Source organism: Ginsengibacter hankyongi, from assembly GCF_008710285.1.
Taxonomy (GTDB): domain Bacteria; phylum Bacteroidota; class Bacteroidia; order Chitinophagales; family Chitinophagaceae; genus Ginsengibacter; species Ginsengibacter hankyongi.
In genome coordinates, this window is record NZ_VYQF01000001.1 from 2,188,551 (window position 1) to 2,209,667 (window position 21,117).

General features: G+C 35.2%; 22 protein-coding genes. 10 read left to right on the plus strand and 12 right to left on the minus strand.

Features of this window, described 5'->3' with window-relative positions:
* Positions 1-27 precede the first annotated feature (27 nt).
* Positions 28-1,890 carry a DNA ligase D gene (gene ligD, locus FW778_RS09325; RefSeq protein ID WP_150414322.1) on the plus strand — a complete coding sequence of 621 codons (1,863 nt, stop codon included), beginning with the start codon at positions 28-30 and terminating at the stop codon, positions 1,888-1,890.
* On the opposite strand, the gene FW778_RS09330 is transcribed toward ligD, so the two are convergent.
* From FW778_RS09330 to FW778_RS09340, 3 genes are read right to left on the minus strand one after another with little or no spacing between them, the layout of a single operon-like run.
* Complete coding sequence (locus FW778_RS09330; protein ID WP_150414323.1) at positions 1,887-2,306, minus strand: hypothetical protein; 420 nt, start codon at positions 2,304-2,306, stop codon at positions 1,887-1,889. The genes ligD and FW778_RS09330 overlap by 4 nt on opposite strands.
* Positions 2,307-2,329: 23 nt before the next feature.
* On the minus strand, positions 2,330-2,671 hold the full coding sequence (locus FW778_RS09335) for a phage holin family protein (RefSeq protein ID WP_150414324.1): 342 nt from the start codon (positions 2,669-2,671) through the stop codon (positions 2,330-2,332).
* A 56-nt stretch (positions 2,672-2,727) separates the two neighbouring features.
* The gene (locus FW778_RS09340) at positions 2,728-3,030 is read right to left on the minus strand and encodes a YtxH domain-containing protein (protein WP_150414325.1); all 303 of its coding nucleotides are present in this window, start codon (positions 3,028-3,030) and stop codon (positions 2,728-2,730) included.
* A gap of 325 nt (positions 3,031-3,355) precedes the next feature.
* Between FW778_RS09340 and FW778_RS09345 the strand changes: the two genes are divergently transcribed.
* The 3 genes from FW778_RS09345 to FW778_RS09350 all read left to right on the plus strand — a co-directional run bounded on the left by FW778_RS09345 (position 3,356) and on the right by FW778_RS09350 (position 5,805).
* On the plus strand, positions 3,356-3,901 hold the full coding sequence (locus FW778_RS09345) for a YciE/YciF ferroxidase family protein (RefSeq protein WP_150414326.1): 546 nt from the start codon (positions 3,356-3,358) through the stop codon (positions 3,899-3,901).
* A gap of 153 nt (positions 3,902-4,054) precedes the next feature.
* On the plus strand, positions 4,055-4,231 hold the full coding sequence (locus FW778_RS23085) for a hypothetical protein (RefSeq protein WP_202552138.1): 177 nt from the start codon (positions 4,055-4,057) through the stop codon (positions 4,229-4,231).
* A gap of 170 nt (positions 4,232-4,401) precedes the next feature.
* Positions 4,402-5,805, plus strand: a complete 1,404-nt coding sequence (locus FW778_RS09350; protein ID WP_150414327.1) for a sensor histidine kinase — start codon at positions 4,402-4,404, stop codon at positions 5,803-5,805.
* Between the two features lie 37 nt (positions 5,806-5,842).
* Here FW778_RS09350 and FW778_RS09355 read toward each other — a convergent pair whose 3' ends face one another.
* The 3 genes from FW778_RS09355 to FW778_RS09365 form a co-directional block, all read right to left on the minus strand.
* On the minus strand, positions 5,843-6,982 hold the full coding sequence (locus FW778_RS09355; RefSeq protein WP_150414328.1) for an AI-2E family transporter: 1,140 nt from the start codon (positions 6,980-6,982) through the stop codon (positions 5,843-5,845).
* 64 nt (positions 6,983-7,046) lie between these two features.
* Positions 7,047-7,238, minus strand: coding sequence for a CsbD family protein (locus FW778_RS09360; RefSeq protein ID WP_150414329.1), 192 nt, complete (start codon positions 7,236-7,238; stop codon positions 7,047-7,049).
* Between the two features lie 26 nt (positions 7,239-7,264).
* Complete coding sequence (locus FW778_RS09365; protein WP_150414330.1) at positions 7,265-7,414, minus strand: lmo0937 family membrane protein; 150 nt, start codon at positions 7,412-7,414, stop codon at positions 7,265-7,267.
* A 342-nt stretch (positions 7,415-7,756) separates the two neighbouring features.
* Here FW778_RS09365 and FW778_RS09370 point away from each other — a divergent pair, with 342 nt between their 5' ends.
* From FW778_RS09370 to FW778_RS09380, 3 genes are all read left to right on the plus strand, one after another.
* Positions 7,757-8,659 (plus strand): YihY/virulence factor BrkB family protein, encoded by a 903-nt coding sequence (locus tag FW778_RS09370; protein ID WP_202552139.1) that lies wholly within the window; start codon positions 7,757-7,759, stop codon positions 8,657-8,659.
* 30 nt (positions 8,660-8,689) lie between these two features.
* The gene (locus tag FW778_RS09375) at positions 8,690-10,105 is read left to right on the plus strand and encodes a sigma-54-dependent transcriptional regulator (protein ID WP_150414332.1); all 1,416 of its coding nucleotides are present in this window, start codon (positions 8,690-8,692) and stop codon (positions 10,103-10,105) included.
* A gap of 157 nt (positions 10,106-10,262) precedes the next feature.
* Positions 10,263-10,610, plus strand: a complete 348-nt coding sequence (locus tag FW778_RS09380; RefSeq protein ID WP_150414333.1) for a hypothetical protein — start codon at positions 10,263-10,265, stop codon at positions 10,608-10,610.
* A 22-nt stretch (positions 10,611-10,632) separates the two neighbouring features.
* Here the strand turns inward: FW778_RS09380 and FW778_RS09385 are convergent, their stop codons facing one another.
* The 6 genes from FW778_RS09385 to FW778_RS09410 all read right to left on the minus strand — a co-directional run bounded on the left by FW778_RS09385 (position 10,633) and on the right by FW778_RS09410 (position 17,755).
* The gene (locus tag FW778_RS09385; RefSeq protein ID WP_150414334.1) at positions 10,633-12,411 is read right to left on the minus strand and encodes an AMP-dependent synthetase/ligase; all 1,779 of its coding nucleotides are present in this window, start codon (positions 12,409-12,411) and stop codon (positions 10,633-10,635) included.
* Positions 12,412-12,542: 131 nt separating this feature from the next.
* Entirely contained in the window at positions 12,543-13,547 is a 1,005-nt protein-coding gene (locus FW778_RS09390; RefSeq protein WP_150414335.1) for a tetratricopeptide repeat protein, read from the minus strand.
* A 75-nt stretch (positions 13,548-13,622) separates the two neighbouring features.
* Positions 13,623-14,846, minus strand: a complete 1,224-nt coding sequence (locus tag FW778_RS09395) for a DUF1015 domain-containing protein (protein ID WP_150414336.1) — start codon at positions 14,844-14,846, stop codon at positions 13,623-13,625.
* A 117-nt stretch (positions 14,847-14,963) separates the two neighbouring features.
* On the minus strand, positions 14,964-16,067 hold the full coding sequence (serC, locus tag FW778_RS09400; protein ID WP_235906167.1) for a 3-phosphoserine/phosphohydroxythreonine transaminase: 1,104 nt from the start codon (positions 16,065-16,067) through the stop codon (positions 14,964-14,966).
* Positions 16,068-16,169: 102 nt separating this feature from the next.
* Positions 16,170-17,135 carry a zinc dependent phospholipase C family protein gene (locus tag FW778_RS09405; RefSeq protein WP_150414337.1) on the minus strand — a complete coding sequence of 322 codons (966 nt, stop codon included), beginning with the start codon at positions 17,133-17,135 and terminating at the stop codon, positions 16,170-16,172.
* A gap of 20 nt (positions 17,136-17,155) precedes the next feature.
* Complete coding sequence (locus FW778_RS09410) at positions 17,156-17,755, minus strand: DUF502 domain-containing protein (protein WP_150414338.1); 600 nt, start codon at positions 17,753-17,755, stop codon at positions 17,156-17,158.
* Positions 17,756-17,828: 73 nt separating this feature from the next.
* On the opposite strand from FW778_RS09410, the gene FW778_RS09415 reads away from it, so the two are divergent.
* From FW778_RS09415 to FW778_RS09425, 3 genes are read left to right on the plus strand one after another with little or no spacing between them, the layout of a single operon-like run.
* On the plus strand, positions 17,829-18,503 hold the full coding sequence (locus tag FW778_RS09415) for a TetR/AcrR family transcriptional regulator (protein ID WP_150414339.1): 675 nt from the start codon (positions 17,829-17,831) through the stop codon (positions 18,501-18,503).
* Positions 18,500-19,855, plus strand: a complete 1,356-nt coding sequence (locus FW778_RS09420) for a TolC family protein (RefSeq protein WP_150414340.1) — start codon at positions 18,500-18,502, stop codon at positions 19,853-19,855. Before FW778_RS09415 ends, FW778_RS09420 begins: the two co-directional genes overlap by 4 nt.
* Before the next feature lie 38 nt (positions 19,856-19,893).
* Positions 19,894-21,102, plus strand: coding sequence for an efflux RND transporter periplasmic adaptor subunit (locus FW778_RS09425; RefSeq protein WP_150414341.1), 1,209 nt, complete (start codon positions 19,894-19,896; stop codon positions 21,100-21,102).
* Positions 21,103-21,117: the final 15 nt, after the last annotated feature.

A 21,117-nucleotide genomic window follows, 5' to 3' on the forward strand; every position in this document is an offset into this window, starting at 1 on the left:
AAAAAATTAACCGACTTTATAAAGCCAATGCTTGCCAAAGAAACCGACAAACCCTTTGATGACAAGGATTGGTTGTTCGAAATAAAATGGGACGGTTACCGTGCAATTGCCGAAAAAAATAAAAATAAAATTTTATTGTATTCCCGCAATGGCCTTAGCTTTCTTTCAACTTATCCAATAGTTGCAGATCAATTATTAAAGATTAACGAAGACGTAGTAGTTGATGGAGAAATTGTGGTTATAAACGATAAAGGGAAGCCAGACTTTCAACTGTTGCAACATTATGCTGAAAACCAGGACCGGCCAATTCAATATTATATTTTCGATTTATTAAAATTAAAAGGGCACGACACAACAGGCCTTTCATTAATTGAAAGGAAAGAATTGCTCCAAAAAATAATTCCTGAAAACGAAGTCATTAGATATTCAGATCATATTCTTGAAAAAGGAAAGTCTTTTTTCAAAGTATCCGAAGAAAAAGATCTCGAAGGGATTATGGCAAAAAAGATGGATTCAAAATATTATCCCGGCAAAAGAACTTCAGACTGGCTTAAAATAAAACATCATAAAACACAAGAAGCTATTATTGCAGGCTATACGCAGCCACTGGGAGCAAGAAAATATTTAGGGGCATTAATTCTTGCAATTAAAGATGGAAAAAGATTTAAATATATCGGCCACACCGGAGGTGGTTTTAATCAAAATTCCTTAAAAGAGATGTTTGAAAAACTTCAACCGTTAGTCCAGGAAAAATCTCCGTTCGATGAAAAAATAAAAACCAATTCGCCCGTTACGTGGGTAAAGCCACAATTAATTTGCGAAGTAAAATTTGCAGAGATTACAGCTGACGGAAAATTAAGACAACCTGTCTTTTTGCATCTAAGGAATGATAAAGATATAAACGAAGTAAACATGGCAAATACAACAGCAATTTCAACAGTAAAAACAAAGCCTTCAACAACTGAAGAGAAAACAGGAAAAGATGATAAAGTTTTTACTTTTGGAAAATCAAAAGTAAAAGCAACACATCTCAGCAAAATTTATTTTCCCGAAGATGGCATTACCAAAGGCGATGTAATTAATTATTATATTTCGATGGCAGATTATATTCTTCCATATTTAAAAGGTCGTCCTGAATCTCTTTTAAGAAATCCAAACGGAATACATGGACAAGGTTTTTTTCAAAAAGATGCTGCGGGAAACGTTCCTTCTTATGTAAATAGTAAAAAGCTTTTTTCCGAATCAACCAATAAAGACATTGATTATATTATTTGCGATAATGAAGCGACATTAACGTACATGAACAATCTCGGATGTATAGAAATTAATCCCTGGCATTCAACAATAAAATCCCTGGACAATCCGGATTATCTTATTATAGACATAGACCCGTCTGAAAAAAATTCTTTTGAACAGGTAATAGAAGCGGCTAATGTAGTTAAACAGGTTTTAGATAAGGCAGGCGCCAGTTCTTTTTGCAAAACTTCGGGCGCTTCCGGCCTTCACGTATATGTTCCCACCGGAAGAAAATATTCTTATGAGCAGGTAAAAGATTTTGCGTATATAATATGCATAATGGCAAGCGAAGAATTAAAAGATTTTACAACCCTTGAGCGCAACCTCCAAAAAAGAGGTAACGATAAAATTTACATGGATTATTTACAAAATCGCAGAGGTCAAACTATTGCTTCTGTTTATAGTTTACGCCCGAAAGTTGGGGCTACTGTTTCAGCTCCGTTATTTTGGAAAGAAGTAAAAGCTGGTTTATCACCACAGCAATTTACCATTCACAATATGCTGGAAGTAGTAAAGAAAAGGGGAGATATATTTACCGGAATCCTGGAAAAGGGAATTGATCTTAACAGTTGTCTTAAAAAACTTGGCGCTTAAATGGAAAGTATTCTTTTAAAAAGATTTTTTCTTTTTGGACGAAAACCAATTTCATCATCCTTATCATTTCTTTTTGAAATAAAATTAGTAATACCATATTGCAATGCAGTACCAAGCGCTTTTTTTAATATTCCCGCAGACTTACCCACTACCAGTTTTCGTGAAAAATATCCTGCGCCCAAGCCCAGGGCTACCTTAAAAAGATTATGCTTCAGCTCAGTAGATTCCTGCACTTCATGCAATGTATGCTTTAATATATTTGCAGGTTTGAGGCTCTCAAGTACTGAATGAAAATCATCTTTTAAATTTTCTTCCAGTAGGAATTTTTTTCTTTCCAATCTTTTTATAGCGGCATTCAAATCGGATACATTCGCTATCTGCTCTAACTTATTTGTTGCTATCTCTTCATTTGTCATTGTAAGAAATTTACCGGCGATTCTTAATCAAGCAGATCCTTAATTAATTTATTACTCACTTTAGTTTTTATTAATTTATCACGCATTGAATATATTACAAGCCCGATGATTAAATAGATTGCACCTACGATAAAAAAACCGTAATACACTTTGCCAACCCATTCGCCTATTAAGAATCCGGCGCCCACAGTAAGGCAAAGCAATACAGCTCCAAATAAAATAATTAAAATAACAATTGTTACAACAGATGACATAAAACCAGATATTTTATTTATGCTTTTCAGCTTAAACAAATTAATTCTCACATCTGCATACTCACTTAACTTCTGGTATAAATCTTCCACGTTTGTAGGCTTACTTTCCATTTTTTATCATTTAGCACCGGGCTCGTAATATTGATAACTGATATAAGAAAAATGAATTAAGAATTCATGGAAGTTCTTACATCACTTTTCATAGCATTCGCCTTATCCTTTGCCTGGTTTACCATGTCCTTTCCTTCAGACGCATATCCAGACAATTTTTGTTTTGCAGAATCATATTTATCTGAAATGGCTTCTGCATATTCATTGTATTTATCCTTCACAGAACCAGCAAGATCCGAACCCTTTTCTGCAATCTTTCTCCTGGTTTCCGTGCCTTTATCAGGGGCAAATAATATTCCTAATACTACGCCTGCTGCGGCACCTGCCAAAACGCTTGCTAATACTTTTCCTGATCCCATAGTTGTAAGTTTTAAAATTTATAAAATTTATTTTCGAATAATAGATACAAAATATATTGCCAATAAAACTCAAGTGATGCAAAGGTAGCTATAATATACTCAGGCTAAGGGTTTCATAAAAATACAGGCAACTCAAAAATATAATTTAAACACTTGGATTTGAGTAAATTTTTTCCCATAATGAGAAAGGATTTTAAACTTATGGCCAATTATTTTACAAAGATAACAAATGAAATTATTTATTTATACCTACTTACACTCAATAAGATTCTGGCATAATATTTTAAGGATTGTATAAATTAAATAACCATGAAAAATATTTAAAATGAATAATTCACAAACCGAAGAAAGAACGATGTCAACAACTAATGACTCATCAATGCTGCAGGAATTTTTTATTGATGAGCTGAAAGATATTTATTGGGCTGAAAAGCATCTCGTAAAGGTTTTACCTAAAATGCAAAAAGCGGCCACTACCCAGGAACTAAAGGATGCAATAAATGAACACCTTATAGTGACAAAAACACACGTTTCAAGACTTGAAGATGTTTTCGGTTTATTGAATAGAACCCCGCAGGCAAAGAAATGCCACGCGATGGCTGGTATAACAAAGGAAGGAGATGATACAGTTGATGAAACCGATGAAGGTTCCATTACTAGGGACGTGGGAATTATACTTGTAGCGCAAAAAGTTGAACATTATGAAATAGCTACTTATGGAGGACTCACTCAACTTGCAAAAACACTAAGCCTTGACGAGGTGGCTGAGATTTTATTCAAAACTTTAGAGGAAGAAAAGCAAACAGACGAAAAGCTAACACAAATTGCCGAAAAAAACATCAATGTAGAAGCCGCCCAGGAAGTTTTATAATTTAATATGTGACCGTTGTATTGAAAGATTTACAAGTAAAAAACATTATTAAAATTATGAGCCAGATAATAGTCTGGCTTTTTTTAGAAGTGAAGTAACATTCATAAAAGAATAAAGAACAGTTGCTTTTTCACAAAATAAAATAGACAAAATATGAACAAATTTAATCTTCGGACAGTCCTTCTCCCACTACTTTTTATGGCCCTTACCTTGAGCAGCTGCCAGGCAATTGCCGGTATTTTTAAAGCCGGTGTATGGTTTGGCGTTATAGGCGTAATTGTAATTGTCGTTATTATTTTTTGGCTTATAATTAAGGCAGGAAAAAAATGATGATCACGTTTAGAATAGTGCTGTAATTTTTTATTAGAAATATAAAGCGTTTTATGTCATTAAATTGCTTTTTATTATCAATGCTCTTATATTTATAATTAGCATAACAAATATTTAGTAGCATACTGAGTATTTTTAAATGTATTTAGCTAATAACCCCCGTACATAGCATGATTAAAAATTTAGTTGATAAAATTGCTGATCATACACGATGGGGTTATCTTACTGCATTTATAATTTTATTAATTTCTTACATAGTTTCTTTTGTTTCTGCACAACACTTAATGAAACAATCAGCTTTGGTTAATCATTCAAATGAGGTTATTCATAGCGTTGAAAATGTTGTTGGGTATGTTACCCGCGGCGAATCTGCTGTACGTGGTTATATAATTACACAAAATAAAGATCTTCTTATAAGATATTACAAAAGCCGTAATAATGCTGACTCTGCGCTTAAAAAAGTAAAAGCACTTACTATAGATAATCCTGTTCAACAAAAGAATATGGATTCGCTTAATGTGCTGATAAATGATAAGTTTTTATGGATGGACAGTACTCTTTCTATATTTGATAATACCCATTCAATAACAAGTGAAATTTTAAATAAGAGAACCGAGGGAACAAATAAAATGCAGAAAGTAGAGCTTTTTACCAAGCAGATTCAACGCGAAGAAAAAAATCTATTTTATAAAAGAAATAACCAGTTAGCAAAGTATTCTGATTTAATAAAAGGGTTTACAATTATTTCGCTTATAGTTGCTATTCTCTTAACTATTTATTCCATCATTACTTTTAATAAAGAAAACAAAGCAAAGCTGGAGGCCAGCGAAAAAGCTGCAGCTTATCATAAACAATTGGAATTGAGAATAGAGGAACTTGCTGCCTTGAATATAGAATTGATTGAATTGAGAAATATTGAAAAGTTTGCCGCTACCGGTAGAATATCGCGAACGATAGCTCATGAAGTAAGAAACCCATTGACTAATATCAATCTGGCAACCGAACAGTTACAAAACGAAGTACCTGCAAACGATGATGTAAACTTATTGCTCCAAATGATCTCGAGAAATTCAAACAGGATAAACCAATTAATAAATGATTTATTGGATTCAACAAAAACATCCGAATTGCAGTACACAAAAACTTCAATAAATACTGTGCTTAATGAAAGTCTCGAATTAGCAACTGACCGCATTGGCCTGAAGCATATAAAGGTTATCAAAAATTTTGACAAAGACATCTGCCCGGTTTTTATTGACCCGGAAAAAATAAAGATTGCGTTCTTAAATATTATTGTAAATGCAATAGAGGCAATGGATGATTATGGAACACTTTCTCTTTTTACGGAAAGCAAAAGTCAATTTTGCAATGTGAAAATAAGTGATACAGGAAGAGGCCTTTCCAAAGAGGACCTGGCCCGTTTATTTGAGCCCTATTTCACTACAAAAGAAAAAGGTAAAGGGCTTGGCCTTACAAACACCCAAAACATTATCCTGGCACATGATGCACATATAAATGTAGAAAGTGAACCAGGCAACGGAACCTCGTTTACTATTTCTTTTGCTTTTGCATAAAAAAGTGCCGGCCTGCGAAATGTAAGTAGTCCTAATATCAATCTTTGATTTGCCTTTTAGATCGTGATATTTTCTTTATTGATATTTTTTCAAGCTTCTTATACAGCTTAGATTTTTTTGAATAAGTTGTTTCATCTCCCATTAATAATCCCCAGGGTTTTAACTCCTCTACTTCGTCGCATACAATTTTGGTGAATGCAATGACAGGTATTGAAAGAAAAAGTCCCGAGATACCGGTTAATGCTCCGCCAATTACCACACCGAGAATCGAAACTAAAGCGTTTACCCGTAAACGTGAGGCAACTATTCTCGGCATTAAAAAATTTACATCTACAATATGTATACTATAAAATATGACTATAATCCAAACAATATTACCTGTGCTATCCGTTGTTGTTAGCGACACCAATACCGTAAAAAGTGTAGCAGTAAACATTCCTACATAGGGTATAAGATTTAATACCGCCGCAAATACGCCAAAAAAGATTGCGTATTTAATACCGATTAATACAAGGCCCGTAGAATTTGCAGTTGCCACTATGGCCATTTCTATTAAAAGGCCGGTCATGTAACTCCTGATCATGAGTTTGGTTTGGGAAAGAACATTTCTTATACCTGGAGCATGTTGTTGTTTAAAAATAGAAAACAAAAAATTCCTGATGTGATCCTTATAAAACAATAAAAGGAAAGTGTATATAGGCATCAATATCACCAACATAATAGCCTCTGTAATTGAAAAGAAAGTATGACTTATGTAGCCGGTTCCCGTCTCTTTTAATTTATCAGCTTGTTCGTTTAAATATTCATTCTGTTCCTGGAATGAAATGTGGAACTTTTCTTTTACCCAGTTTTGTAAAGTTATAAAGTGATCATTGAGGTGTTGTTTTATGGAGGGAATATCCTGCATAAAATTTGCAATCTGGCTGCTGAGAAAATAGATAACACCCACGATAAAGCCAATGGCCAGAATAATAGAAAAAGCAATGGATAAAACTCTTGGAATTTTGTGTGCCTGGAAAAAATTTACAACCGGTAGTAAGAATACAGCCAGGAGGCAGGCAAAAGCAAAAGGAATTAAAATATTTTGCGCAACGTTAATAAAATAGCAAATAAAAAATATTACCAGGAATTTAAAACCCAGTTTCACATAAAAAGGCGATTGATTATTTATAATCATAAAGAAAAGTAAAAACCCTCACGCAGAATGCCAAATGAGGGTTTGCTTTTTTTTAGAAAAAAAATCAAAGACTTTCAATCCATCGAATAAGGTCTTCTTTTGTTTTTCCCAATTTCTGTTGAAGCCTTCCTACAAATTCATCATCTTTTCCCTCTTCACGTTTTAAATCGTCATCACTAAGATCGGCATAGGCTTTTTTTATCTTGCCTTTTGTTTCATTCCAGTCACCTTTTAATTTCAATTTCCAGCTTTCCATAAAAATTTATTTTTTAAATGAAAAAATCAGGCGCCTCTTATAACTCTCAAAAGAATTGCAATAATTGCAATAACTAATAAGATGTGTATTAAGCCACCCCCAAACGGCGTCACAAATGCGCCGAAAATCCATACGATTATTAAGATAACCGCGATTACATATAATAAGTTTCCCATTGTAAAAAAAATTTAGGTTAAAAATAAAATTGATACATCTTGAGATTATACAAAAGTTTGCCAAAAAAAGTTTTTTGCCGAAAGTGGCTATTTTACTGGTAGATAGATCGTTTATGATTTACACTTGAAATAAATTACCCGCCGCTGAATGGGGAAATAGCTCTACGAAACAGGAAAGAAAACCAATTTTTTTCCCCCTTAAATTTTTTACTCTTAATTGTTTTTTTGATTTTGTTAGAGTTATAAATCTGTTTTATATCTTAAACAGCTTAACTTTAATTTTATAACCTGTAAACGCTTTCATTAAATATGCGGAGAAGATTACATAAAATTTCTTCATACATGAAAGAGGTATTTAAGGAATTTTCTGCCGACGACATTTTAAAATACAGCGCCTCTCTTGCTTACTATACCGTGTTTTCCATTGCACCACTTCTTGTTATAATTTCTACTTTATCGGGTATTTTTTTTGGAAAGGAAGCTGTAAACGGAGAAGTATATAATCAATTGAAAGAGCTTATTGGAAGTGCGGCCGCAATACAAATACAGGATATTATTAAAAATATTCATCTTAGCAGGAACAATTTTTTTGCAAGCACGGTAAGTATAATCGTGTTATTAATAGGCGCAACGAGCATTTTCGGCGAGGTCCAGGATTCTTTGAATAAAATATGGGGACTAAGGGTAAAGAAAAAAAAAATATGGTGGAAGCTTATTTTAACACGGCTTTTATCGTTCTCTCTTATTTTAAGCATTGGTTTTATTATGAGTGTTTCGCTTATTTTAAATGCGCTGGTTTCAGCTTTTGGAAATTTTTTAAGCCGGTATATTCATCATTTTAGTGTTTATTTCATTCAAACTTCCGAATCTATTCTTTCCTTTATAGTAGCTTCGTTTTTATTTTCCCTGATGTTTAAAATACTTCCCGATGCCAAAATAAGATGGAAAGATGTATTGTTTGGAGGTTTTATAACCGCTATATTTTTTACATTCGGCAAATTGGCAATAGGATATTACTTAGGAAAAAGTAACCTTACGACTTTGTATGGAGCCGCAGGCTCTATTATTATAATTATGGTGTGGGTATATTATAGTTCAATTATTTTATACCTTGGTGCTGAGTTTACAAAAGTTCACGCAAATTTGTACGGAAAAAAGATCCAACCCAATGAATATGCCGAATGGATAATGGTTGAGCAAAAACATGTCTTAAGCCCTCATCTAAAAAACAAAGATTTGAGTTAACTTTGCCATCTCTTAAGTTTTAAAACTTTTATGAAGAAAAAAATTCTAATTATTGACGATGATCTGGACATGTGCTCCTTATTAAGCCGGTTCCTTAATAAAAAAGGATACGAGGCTGAAGTAGCGCTTAATGGAGTAAAAGGTCTTGCAAGATTTAATGAAGAACATTTCGATATTGTTCTTTGCGATTTCAGGCTTGGAGACCGAAACGGAAAAGAAGTTCTTCTTAAAATAAAAGAAATAAAACCAGACACTATCGTTATTATAATAACAGGGTATTCTGATATTAAAACAGCGGTAGATGTTATAAAAATGGGAGCCTTTGATTATATCACAAAACCACTTATTCCGGATGAGGTAATTAATGTAATCGAAAAGGCCATAGCCGCGCCTTCCGCTGAACACATTACACCATCACTCAACGCCAAAACTGTAAAAACTAAAAGGCAATATGTAATATCTGCTAATAAAGAATTTTTAATTGGCCAGGATGGTGAAACTGCCAGGGTATACTCCCAAATTGAAATAGTAGCTGCTACAAACTACAGCATTATATTATATGGGGAGAGTGGAACAGGTAAAGAAGTTATTGCCAAAACAATTCATGAAACAAGCAATAGGAGAAACAAGCCGTTCGTTGCAATGGATTGTGGAACGCTTTCAAAAGAACTTGCCGGCAGCGAACTTTTTGGACATGTGAAAGGCGCATTCACCGGCGCGGTTACCGATAAAGAAGGCCATTTTGAAATTGCAAATGGTGGCACCTTATTTCTCGATGAAGTTGCCAATCTTTCTCCCGAAGTTCAAGCAGCATTGTTACGCGTCATCCAGGAGCGAAAATTTAAGAGAGTGGGCAGCACTAAAGAAATAGATGTTGACGTAAGAATTATTGTTGCTTCAAACGAGAACCTGCAGGAAGCTTATAAAAAAGGAAAATTCAGGGAAGATTTATATCATCGCTTTAATGAATTTTCTATTAACCTTCCACCCCTTCGTGAAAGAAAAGTTGATATTCCCTTATTTGCTGATTTTTTCCTGGACAAAACAAATCTCGAACTCAACAAAAATATTGAGGGGTATGAAGATGATGTAATGGAAATGTTTATTAATTATCCATGGCCGGGGAATCTCCGTGAGTTTAGGAACGTTGTGCGCCGGGCAGTATTGCTTACTCCTTCGGGTAAAATAAATTCTAAAGTATTGCCTTGGGAAATTACTAATTCACTAGTTCAATTACCGGCCGGTAACACCAGTATAAAATTAGATTCGAAAGAAGAGCTTCCTTTAAAAGACCTTGATTTAAAAGATGCCGCTGCGAAAGCAGAGTACGATACTATAATGAACGTACTTAAAGAAGTTAATTTTAATAAAACAAAGGCGGCTGAAATTTTAAAGATCGACCGTAAGACTCTTTATAATAAAATTAAAATTTACCAATCACTGTAATTAAAGGTTATAGGTTGAAAATGGTAAATTAAGCGTTTCGTTTTCATGCCATTAGATGCCGTTTATGAATTCTTTGAGTTCATGGCTTTACCACCCTTATAAACCAGGTATGGAATTTGTCTGACACTTATAAATTAATCAAGACAAATTTGTTACTATGGCAACGCCCAAAAATGAAATGACTACTGTAACCTCAGTGTTAGAAAAACTTCGCATTAAGAAACACGACCAGGAATTTAGGATGACTCCAGAAGGATTTACTCCTGGGAACAATAAATATTACCAACCCGAAGATTTAAAAATTATACGAACTTACCGGTTTGAAGGAGAATCAGATCCTTCAGATTCTTCTGTTATTTATGTAATAGAAGCCAATGACGGCCTTATTGGATATAGCATTGATGCTTACGGAGTGTACAGCGATCATGGCGACGACGGTTATGACGACTTTATAAGAAAAGTACCTGTAGAAGAAAGAGAGGAACAGCAAATTTTCCAGGATTAGGATGGAAACCCGAATGGTAAAATCATTCGTAAATTCTTCTAATCGCTTCTTTATATTTTTCCATAATCACTTTTCTTTTGAGACTCAATTTGGGAGTCATTTCGCCGGTATCAACACTCCATTCATGTGCTAATAATTCAAACTTTTTTATTTGCTCTACATGGTTGAATTGCCTGTTGTAGTTTTCTACTTCAGTTTTATATAATTCTTTCACTTGCTCATTTTGCAGCAATTTTTCATTATCGGTATATGTAATATTTTTATTTTTTGCCCATTCTTTAAGGTTATTAAAAGCGGGTATTATCAAAGCGCCCACATATTTTTCGCCTTCTCCAGTTACCATAATATTTTCAACATAAGGGCACTCTTTCATTTTAAGTTCAATAGCCACCGGCGCAACATATTTACCACCGCTGGTTTTAAACATTTCTTTTTTTCGATCAGTTATTTTTAAGAATCGATTGTTAATTAACATCCCGATGTCTCCTGTTTTAAACCAACCATCTTCCATTGATTCTGCCGTAAGATCGGGCCGCTTATAATAACCCATCATTACGTTGGGGCCTTTACATAATATTTCTCCATCGACAGCAATTTTTACTTCCACATTTTTTATTAATGGTCCCACAGTTCCAAACATTCTACCTTCTTCCTGGAACCGGTTTACGCTTATAACGGGCGACGTCTCTGTAAGTCCATAGCCTTCCATTATCGGAATTTTAGCAGCAGTAAAAATTCGTATAAGTCTCACCTGGCAGGCGGCACCGCCGCTTACAATACATATTAATTCATTTCCCAACGCTTCTCGCCATTTAGAGAAAATTAATTTATTGGCAATGGAAAGCTGCAACTTATAAATGACGCCTTTGTTTTTGTTGATCTCAAATTTCTCTGCAAGACTATGTGCCCAAAAAAATAGTTTTCTTTTAATGCCCGATAGTTCTTCTCCCTTTTGCATAATTCTCTCATAAACCTTTTCTAATAATCTCGGGACGGTTGTAAACAAATTCGGTGTCACTTCTTTTAAATTGTCGCCAATAGTTTCCATACTTTCTGCAAAAAAAATAGACGTGCCTTTAAATAAATACAGGTAGCTAACCATTCGCTCAAAAATATGATTGAGTGGTAAAAAGCTGAGCGCCCGTAAATGATCGCCTGGCGGAAAACAAGGCATGCTATCTAAAACATTGCTTAAAATATTTTTGTGCGACAACATTACGCCTTTTGGCTTTCCTGTTGTTCCTGAAGTATAGATGATGGTAGCGAGGTCTTCATATTTTATTTTCTCTGAAATCGACTTAACTTCTTGCAAATAAGTTTCTTCGGCAGTTAAAATTTCTTCCCAATATTTTACATTACTTGTTTTTTCAAAAGAAAAAATTCGTTGTAAGCCTGGAAGATTTGCTTTTATATTATTTACTTTTTCCGCAAGGGCAGCATCATTAACAAAAATAATTTCTACCGCTGCATCTTTTAAAATGAATTCAAGTTCCAGTTCGTTTATCGTAGGATATACCGGTGTAAGCACCGCACCAATTTGTTGAACAGCCAGGTCAAGCATCAACCACTCGGGCCTGTTTTTTGAAATAACTGCAATTTTATCTCTTCCTTCAGGCGTGTTATCTTTTTTCCCGAAACCTATTTTTAATAAACCGGCGCTTAGTTTATTTACAATGTTTGCAACTTCTTGTACCGAATATTCTTTCCACGAACCATTTTCTTTAACGGCCATCATAGTATAATCGGGCCCTTTTTGTAATTGACATTCAATACAATCAAACAATCGTGTAGGTTCAGTCATAACATTAAAAAATTATAAAACAGGAAATTTTTTCCTTAGATTTTTTATTGAAAGCGATCGAATTCTAAATTAAGCAATTAAGAGAAATAATTGCGGAGAAGAATTATTCGCGTTAAAGCCGATGAAGTTTTTTAGTGATAATATTGCCCTTCAGGTATTTTAAAAATTCTTCCCTGTTGAAATTTATTAAAAGCGGCATATTCTTCTGCGTGCGTGCTTATCCATGTTTGATAGCTGGAAAGATTTTGAGCTGCCCCAAAGATCCATTGATTATAGGCAGGAAATAATCCTTCTTCTAAAAGTTGCTCGTGCTTATCGAAAAGAGTAAACGGAAATTTTTTTGCATAAGATTGATTCCAGTCCAGGATAAATCTTGTTCTTACCATAGTAAGAGTTTCTGCATTCAGGCCATTTATTACAACACTGTTTTGCTTATTCATTGTTGTTAAAAATGCAATTTCGAATTTGTTTTTGTCTTTAATATTTAAAAGTAAATCCGGATCTGCAAAAAGCTTTTTATACCCGCTTAATAAAATATTTTTTATTTCAGCGGTTCGTGCGGTAAAAGATTCAATGTTTATAAATATTTCTCCGTAAATTATGCTCCATATTTTATCGGGCGAAAGAAAATAGTATTTACTTGCATTGTAATAATTACTTCCGTAGGACGGATCTTGCTGAATTCCTTTCTCCCATAGTTTTATTGCATTATAATCCTGTTTACTCCAAAGCATCTCACCATAGTCGTTATATAATTGGCCGCTGTGAGGGTAATTTTTTATACCGGCTTTATATAATTTTTCCGCGTCTTTATCTTGCCCTAAAGCCCGGTAAATAGTACCACCTATCTGGTAAGTTTGATCGTCCGCATTATCTTTTTCAAGTAGCGGTGTTATAGTCGCCAGCGCTTTCTTATTTTCTTTTTGCAGGTAATAATCGAATGCCAGGTCTTTCGCAATCTCGATATTATTTGGGGCCTGCGCCAAAGCTCTTGTTAAAATTAAAGAGGCATTGGCATAATCACCCTGGCGCATAAACGCTTTTGCATTTTCGTGGAGTTTTTCAATATCATCTGACTGGGCGAAGACAAATACACACAAAAAGAGAAAAGAGGAAAACAGCAGGATTTTTTTCATTCAATAAAGATAAAAAATAGTTTTACGAGTAAGCTGTGCCCGGGAGAAATTATGATTATACTAAGAATAAATTTTTTAAGCAATTAAATGCGTAAACAAGCCATCTCGTAATTTGGGCTCGAACCAGGTGCTCTTTGGAGGCATTACATTCCCGCTGTCTGCAATATCAAATAATTGCTGAATGCTTACCGGGTAAAGACTGAAAGCAACTTTCATTTCTTTACTGTTAACCCGCTCTTCCAGTCCTTTCAAGCCTCTAATGCCACCAACAAAATCTATTCTTTTATCTGTACGTTGGTCTTTGATTCCTAAAACCGGTTCAAGTAAATTATTTTGTAAAATAGTTATATCAAGTATCCCAATTGGGTCGGTTGAGAAAGTACCGTCCAATGCAGTAAGCTTATACCATTTACCATCAAGGTACATTCCGAAATTATGTGGTTCCGTGGGAGCATAAGCCTCCTTTTCTTTTTCAACAGAAAAAGTTTTATTAATGCGGTCAAAAAATTCTTCCTGCGATAAATCATTAAGGTCCTTGATTACCCTGTTGTAATCCATAATATGCAATTGCGCCGCAGGAAATAACGTAGTAAGGAAATAAGCTGCTTCCGTAGAATCCGCCAATTGATACCTCACCTTAGCGGCTGACGCAGCACGGTGATGCCCGTCTGCAATATAGGTGCAGGGAACTTTGGTTTTAAAAATCTCAGTGATCCTGGCTATCATGTTTTCATCGCTTATAACCCACACCGTATGTTGAACAGCATCATCTGAAGTAAAATTATAAACCGGGCTTTTTTCAGTTTTCCATTTTTCAATAATTTCATTTAATTCATCCACATCTCTGAAAGCAAGAAATACATTGCCGGTTTGAGCGCCTGTGGCTTTTATATGTGCTATCCGGTCATCTTCCTTTTCGGGCCTCGTAAATTCGTGCTTTTTAATCAGGCCATTTTCATAATCATCTACCGAGCTGCAACATACAAGACCGGTCTGGCTTTTATTATTCATTATCAATTGATAAATATAATAACAAGGCTTGCTCTCTCTGAAAAGCACAGGCCGGCTTATAAAGGCATCCAGGTTTTCTTTTGCTTTGGAATATACCGCAGCACTGTGGATATCAATATTTGCAGGAAGATCAATTTCGCTTTTAGTAATGTGCAAAAAAGAAAACGGATTTCCTTCGGCTTCAATTTTAGCCTCTTTGCTGCTCAATACATCATAAGGTTTTGACGCTACCTGCCTGGCATATTGTGCCTCTGGCCTGAGCGCTTTAAAAGGAGAAATTGAAATCATTTTGTATTAATTGTAACTGAAATCATCAATATTTGCAAGGGGTGCAAATATATACAATCAAAGATGATTTCAGATGACAGCTGTTAATTTTAGATTTTTTGCTGAAATAGGCGTTGATTAATAATTCTTTTCAAACTCCTTCATTACCTCTATAAGATAGTTAACACTGCTTAACGGAAGGGCATTATAAAGAGATGCCCTGAAGCCACCAACGGAACGATGCCCTTTGATTCCGTAAATACCATGTTGCTCGGCTACGTCAAGAAACTGCTTTTCAAGTGAGGGATCTTTCATTACAAAACAAACATTCATTTTGCTTCTGTCTTCTTTTACTGCAGTAGTTTGAAACAGGGTGCTGTTGTCAATTGCACTGTAAAGCATTTCAGCCTTCTGGTTATTTATTTTTTCAATTGCGTCTATGCCTCCCTGTTGCTTCAGCCATTGTAGGGTAAGCAAAGAAACATATACTGCAAATACAGGAGGTGTATTGAGCATACTTCCTTCCTTTATATGATTGCGGTAATCCATTATTGTTGGTAATGCACGATCTACCTTACCGAGAATATTCTTATCTACTACTACAAGATTTACACCGGCAGGCCCCATATTTTTTTGCGCTCCCGCAAATATTAATGCGAATGAATTAAAATCTCTTTGCCTGCTAAAAATATCGCTGCACATATCTGCAACCAATGGCACATCTACTTTCGGAATGCTTTGCCATTGTGTTCCATAAATAGTATTGTTGGTGGTAATATGAAAATATTTTGAATCGCCCGGAACTGTAAAATCCTTAGGAATGAAATTATAGTTTGCTTCTTTGGAACTGCAGACCACCTTTACATTTCCGTAAAGCTTTGCCTCTTTAAGCGCTTTGCTGCTCCATACGCCGGTATCAGCATAAGCAGCAGTTTCATTCTCATTAAGAAGATTCATAGGTACCTGCATAAATTGAGTGGAAGCGCCGCCATGCAAAAACAAAACTTCATGGTCAGCATCAAGATTCATCAGCTCTTTTACCAATGATCTTGCTTCATCCATTATAGCCTGGAACTCTTTAGTGCGATGTCCCAATTCAAGAATTGATAGCCCGGTATTATTATAATTTAACACAGCTTTCGATGCCTGCTCAAAAACACTTCTTGGAAGCACAGATGGCCCGGCGTTGAAATTGTGCATTACTTTTTTTTCTTTTAAAACATCCTCCATAACTACTGTCATTAATTAAAAAATTAGGTTGCGAATTTACAAAATAATGTACGATGCGTGATGTAAGATGTAAAAATGTATAGCGATTGCCCATTGCATATTGTTATTTGTCCATTATTCTTCCCTACCCGTAATTTTTCCGCTTTGCCACTTTTCATTAAGCTCCTCAAAATCTTTCAGGTCATTTGCCAAAAAGGTTTGCTTTGCAAGCGCTGAAAGATCGGGCTGGCCTGCATTTACCCAGGCTGTATACCAAAAAGACGCTATTGCAAATATGGCCTGCCTCATCCGGCGTTCTACCATACCATTCATTTTTTTGTTGTAAGCTATTGTATAATCGGAAGAGTATTGGCGAATTAAAATATTATTTCTTTTCTCAAAAGAATATTTTTTATCGCCAGGAAATTGACGTGATAATTCTTTTTCAATTACTAAAGCTGAATCCGCTTCCCTTCCGCTTTCTAATACTCTGTCCCAAATAAAAGCTCCGGGATTTTTTATGTAGGCAGCTTTCCCAATAAAAAAATCGAATTGTTTATCGGCTAATAATTCAGGGATCCTGCTTTCCCAAAATGCATGAATACCGATTTGATTTGTAAGCTGCCCGTTATGGTTACTGCTCGCATGCAAAGGCACATGTACATCGGCAATGTAATGGCCAATCTCAGCGCTATTCTTCATTATGGAAGAGAAGTTTTTTTCTTTAAAAGCCTTCGTTAATCTTGTAAGCATTATTTGAATATGCCAGGGAACAATACCGTTTGCGATGATCGTATCTTCACTAAATTTTGCGGCAGCATCTTTATAATTATGTGGTAACGCTGTATAAGGATATTTTCCATAATGATCAATATCTATAAAATGGCGCGGCCCTTCTGCTGCTATCGCATACCTTCTCTTGTCAGGATCAACTGCATGTTCCGTTAGAAATTCTATATTGGGTTTGTACAAAATCATCATTTGAGGAGGCAGTAAGAAAACAGCGAGATAATTTATCTTTTTATGTGCATAAAATCCCCAGCAATAACTTTTAGTTGTTATAGCAAAGAGAGAAATAATCAGCAGAATTTTTTTCAACATAAATTTTTACTCATGAAACATCAGGCACTTAGTTCGTCACCGGGCGATTCGCTTCCGGTTTCAGTTACACCGCCGCTTACGGCAAATTTCATAGATTGGGTAGCACTGATGTTGGTTATCGGTTTTACTCTTTCTTTAGGAACAATGTATACATTGCCAGCTACGGAATAGGCCATGGGCAAATAAACAGCAACATAGTTTTCCATCCCAAAGCCACTCATGTCTTCCTGGGTAATAAACCCCACCCGCCAAACATCAGTATCATCAACATTTGCTAAAACACTATTAGTGAACTTTTTTTTGTTGCCGGCAAATGCTTCAAAAAAATCTCTTACAAAAGAATAAAAAAGCTTGATTCCCGGAGTTCTTTCCAGCAACTTATCCATAACAGATAGAATGCGGCCCATTACAAAAAAAGAACTTAAGTAACCTATTGTAATAATAAATCCGATAATAATTACAAAACCAATACCCGGAATATTTATAGCTGGCCTGAGAATATTATCGATTTTATCGAAAATTTCGTATATAAAATAGATAGTAATTGAAACAGGGCCCAGAATAAGTAATCCCTGTAAAAAGTATTGAATTAATCTCTGGTAACGTACTGATTGGGGCATAGAATAAAAAATTAAAAATAAAGGTAAGTTTTGTACCGCTCATCCCGAAAATTCCCAACTTAATAAAAAATAAATGTCGGAAACTTTGGCAACTAAAATAGTTTCCATAGTTTTGCGCCCCATGGAAATAAAAGAAAGAATAAAGCAAAAAGCTGATGAACTTTTTCGGAGGTATGGAATAAAGTCGGTGACTATGGACGAAATAGCCAACCAGCTTGGCGTGTCAAAAAAAACAATATATCATTCTTTTTCCGACAAAAATGAATTGGTGGATGATGTGATTGTAGATATGCTTCAATTTAATAAGGAATGTTGCCAAAGCTACAAGGCAAAATCCCAGAATGCCATACACGAAGTTTTTCTTGCTATGGATATGTTGCAGGTAATTTTTGATAACATGAATCCTTCGATACTTTTTGATATTGAAAGAAATTATCCTGCTACTTATAAAAAATTTAAGGAGTATAAATATAAATACCTGCTTGAGCTGGTAAAGGACAATATAGAACGGGGCATACACGAAGAATTATACCGGCCGGAAATTAATATTGATGTGATCGCGAAAGTGCGCCTTGAAACCATGATGCTTCCTTTTAATGAACAATTATTTCCTAAAAATAAATTTTCGATGGTATCGCTTCACCAGCAATTAATAGAATACTTTTTGTTTGGTATTGCCAGCCCCAAAGGATATAAGTTGATATTAAAATACCAAAAAGAAAGATTGAACAAAACATCAGTACAATGAAAACGAAAGGAATATTTAAAATGATTTTTAGCTTGTTGCTTTTTGGCTCCGGCTTTATAGCAAGTGCACAACAAACCAATGCCCCAACCATAAATTCATTCAGCGCCAAACAAGCCGTGGATTATGCTTTAAAAAATGCAGTGCAGGTAAAGAATGCATTGTTGGATATTGAATCCCAAAGGCAAACTAATAGAGAAATTACAGCATCTGCGCTTCCGCAAATTAACGGGAATGTTTCCTTAACGGATTATCTGTCTATACCGACTAGCCTTATACCGGCCGAATTTTTCGGAGGCCCTCCAGGGACTTACCAGCCCATAAAATTTGGAACCAAATACAATGGAACATATGGAGCAGATTTACAACAAATAATTTTTGACGGGCAGGTATTTGTTGGCCTTCAGGCACGAAAAACTTCTATTGATCTTTTCACGAAAACCGCCGAGGTTACAGAAGAACAAATTAAGGCAAACGTTTATAAAATTTATTACCAGCTTGTAGTAGGTCAGAGGCAAATTAGTACCATATCTGCTAATATTGACAATTATGAGAAATTACTTCACGACACAAAAGAAATTTATAAAAACGGATTCGCCGAAAAATTAGATGTTGATAAGGTACAGGTGCAGCTTAATAATCTCAACACCCAAAAATTAAAAGCCAAAAACCAGATAGATGCAGGCATAACGGGGCTGAAGTTTTTATTGCATATGCCTCAGAAAGATAGCCTTTTTCTTACAGACACTTTATCTGACGAAGAAATAAAATCCAACATATTGGATGAAGATTATAAATATGAGGACAGGAAAGATTACCAGTTATTAGGCCTTGAAACCAAATTAGAAGAATACAATGTGAAGAGATACAGGCTTAGCAAAATACCAACCTTAACCTTCTCGGCTAATATAAATCAAAATGCGCAGCGTACTACTTTCAATTTCTTTAAAAAAGGTGAGCCTTATTTTACTACCTCATTTATCGCTTTAAAACTATCGGTTCCAATATTCGATGGCGGTGCAAGAAATGCGAAAATAGCTTCTGCCAAACTTGATCTCTTAAAAACAAGCAATGACCTTGAGCAGTTAAAAGCCTCTATCGACAATGATGTTACACAATCAAGAATTAATATGAAATCGGCTTTAATAACAATGGACAGCCAAAAGAAAAATATTGAACTGGCGCAGAATGTTTACAACACAACGAAACTAAAATATGAGCAGGGCCTTGGCAGCAACCAGGAAATTAATACAGCACAAATTGATTTAATAACGGCTCAAAATAATTATTACAGTTCGCTGTACGACGCAATAATTGCAAAAATAGACTACCTGCAAGCGGCAGGGAAACTTTAATAAACTAAAATAAATCAAGTACAATTAACCGATACAAAATGCAAAATATAACCAGACTAAGTTTGATGATATTATTTATGGCAGTAGCGTCATCATGCGGAGATACAACAAAGAAAGACGGATCATTAAGCGATAAAAAGGCACAACTCGAAAAACTTAAAACAGATAAGTCGAAACTTGACGAAAAGATTACCGCTTTAGAAAAAGATATCGCAAAACTTGACACAAGTGCCGCGGCACAGCAGAAGCCAAAACTTGTGGCGCTTACCCCAATCGCAAACCAGGAGTTTAAGCATTATCTCACTTTGCAAGGCAATGTTGATAATAAAAGTGTTTCTTATATAACGCCAACTGGGCAACCCGGCCAAATAAAAGCTATCTATGTAAAGCAAGGCGATAAAATAACAAAAGGGCAGCTTGTATTAAAACTTGATGATGCCGTTGCGGCACAAAACGTAGCTGCAGTAAAACAGCAAATAGGAAGTGTAAAAGCTCAACTTGAGCTTGCCAAATCAGTTTATGAAAGACAAAAAAATCTTTGGGATCAGCACATTGGAACCGAAGTGCAATTGCTGCAGGATAAAACTAATGTAGAGACACTCGAAAACCAGTTAAAAACCATTCAGGCAAATGTGAATGCTGCACAAACGCAGGCAAATCAAAGTAATGTTTACAGCAACGTGAATGGTATAGTTGATGAAGTCACAGCCCATGTGGGTGAAACGTTTAATGGCAACCCTTTAACAGGCGGTTACATAAGAATTGTTAACAATGCAGATTTGAAAGTGACTGTTACAATTCCTGAAAATTACGCAGGCAAAGTAAACAAAGGTTCAAAAGTAGAGATTGAAATACCCGACGTAAATAAATCTTTCAGCAGCACTATTTCTTTTATCAGCGAATCAATTGGAGCCAATTCCCGTGGATTTACTGCAGAAGCAAAGGCGCCTTCAAACCTTAACTTAAGGCCCAACCAGGTTGCAATAGTAAAAATTCTTGATTACACTGTTCCAAGTACCGTTGTTATTAATGTAAACACATTACAAACCGATGAAAAAGGAAAGTTCGTATTAGTTGCAGCTAAGGAAAATGGAAAACTCGTTGCACGTAAACGCGAAGTGGTAACTGGTGAATTGTCCGGAGACCAAATTGAAATAAAAAACGGCTTGCAACCTGGTGATCAATTAATCACCGAAGGATATCAATCGATATACGATGGCCAGTTAATAACCACTACAGAAGCTTAATTTCTACTGCTTTTG

Excerpts from the sequence above, each read along its gene's own strand:
- FW778_RS09375 (WP_150414332.1), top strand. The coding sequence starts at position 8,690 with ATGAAGAAAAAAATTCTAATTATTGACGATGATCTGGACATGTGCTCC.
- FW778_RS09410 (WP_150414338.1), bottom strand. The coding sequence starts at position 17,755 with ATGCCCCAATCAGTACGTTACCAGAGATTAATTCAATACTTTTTACAG.
- serC (WP_235906167.1), bottom strand. The coding sequence starts at position 16,067 with ATGACAGTAGTTATGGAGGATGTTTTAAAAGAAAAAAAAGTAATGCAC.
- FW778_RS09350 (WP_150414327.1), top strand. The coding sequence starts at position 4,402 with ATGATTAAAAATTTAGTTGATAAAATTGCTGATCATACACGATGGGGT.
- FW778_RS09345 (WP_150414326.1), top strand. The coding sequence starts at position 3,356 with ATGAATAATTCACAAACCGAAGAAAGAACGATGTCAACAACTAATGAC.
- FW778_RS09425 (WP_150414341.1), top strand. The coding sequence starts at position 19,894 with ATGCAAAATATAACCAGACTAAGTTTGATGATATTATTTATGGCAGTA.
- FW778_RS09415 (WP_150414339.1), top strand. The coding sequence starts at position 17,829 with ATGTCGGAAACTTTGGCAACTAAAATAGTTTCCATAGTTTTGCGCCCC.
- FW778_RS09385 (WP_150414334.1), bottom strand. The coding sequence starts at position 12,411 with ATGACTGAACCTACACGATTGTTTGATTGTATTGAATGTCAATTACAA.
- FW778_RS09360 (WP_150414329.1), bottom strand. The coding sequence starts at position 7,238 with ATGGAAAGCTGGAAATTGAAATTAAAAGGTGACTGGAATGAAACAAAA.
- FW778_RS09395 (WP_150414336.1), bottom strand. The coding sequence starts at position 14,846 with ATGATTTCAATTTCTCCTTTTAAAGCGCTCAGGCCAGAGGCACAATAT.
- FW778_RS09370 (WP_202552139.1), top strand. The coding sequence starts at position 7,757 with ATGAAAGAGGTATTTAAGGAATTTTCTGCCGACGACATTTTAAAATAC.
- FW778_RS09335 (WP_150414324.1), bottom strand. The coding sequence starts at position 2,671 with ATGGAAAGTAAGCCTACAAACGTGGAAGATTTATACCAGAAGTTAAGT.
- FW778_RS09365 (WP_150414330.1), bottom strand. The coding sequence starts at position 7,414 with ATGGGAAACTTATTATATGTAATCGCGGTTATCTTAATAATCGTATGG.
- FW778_RS09420 (WP_150414340.1), top strand. The coding sequence starts at position 18,500 with ATGAAAACGAAAGGAATATTTAAAATGATTTTTAGCTTGTTGCTTTTT.
- FW778_RS09355 (WP_150414328.1), bottom strand. The coding sequence starts at position 6,982 with ATGATTATAAATAATCAATCGCCTTTTTATGTGAAACTGGGTTTTAAA.
- ligD (WP_150414322.1), top strand. The coding sequence starts at position 28 with ATGCTTGCCAAAGAAACCGACAAACCCTTTGATGACAAGGATTGGTTG.
- FW778_RS23085 (WP_202552138.1), top strand. The coding sequence starts at position 4,055 with ATGAACAAATTTAATCTTCGGACAGTCCTTCTCCCACTACTTTTTATG.
- FW778_RS09340 (WP_150414325.1), bottom strand. The coding sequence starts at position 3,030 with ATGGGATCAGGAAAAGTATTAGCAAGCGTTTTGGCAGGTGCCGCAGCA.
- FW778_RS09390 (WP_150414335.1), bottom strand. The coding sequence starts at position 13,547 with ATGAAAAAAATCCTGCTGTTTTCCTCTTTTCTCTTTTTGTGTGTATTT.
- FW778_RS09330 (WP_150414323.1), bottom strand. The coding sequence starts at position 2,306 with ATGACAAATGAAGAGATAGCAACAAATAAGTTAGAGCAGATAGCGAAT.
- FW778_RS09380 (WP_150414333.1), top strand. The coding sequence starts at position 10,263 with ATGGCAACGCCCAAAAATGAAATGACTACTGTAACCTCAGTGTTAGAA.
- FW778_RS09405 (WP_150414337.1), bottom strand. The coding sequence starts at position 17,135 with ATGTTGAAAAAAATTCTGCTGATTATTTCTCTCTTTGCTATAACAACT.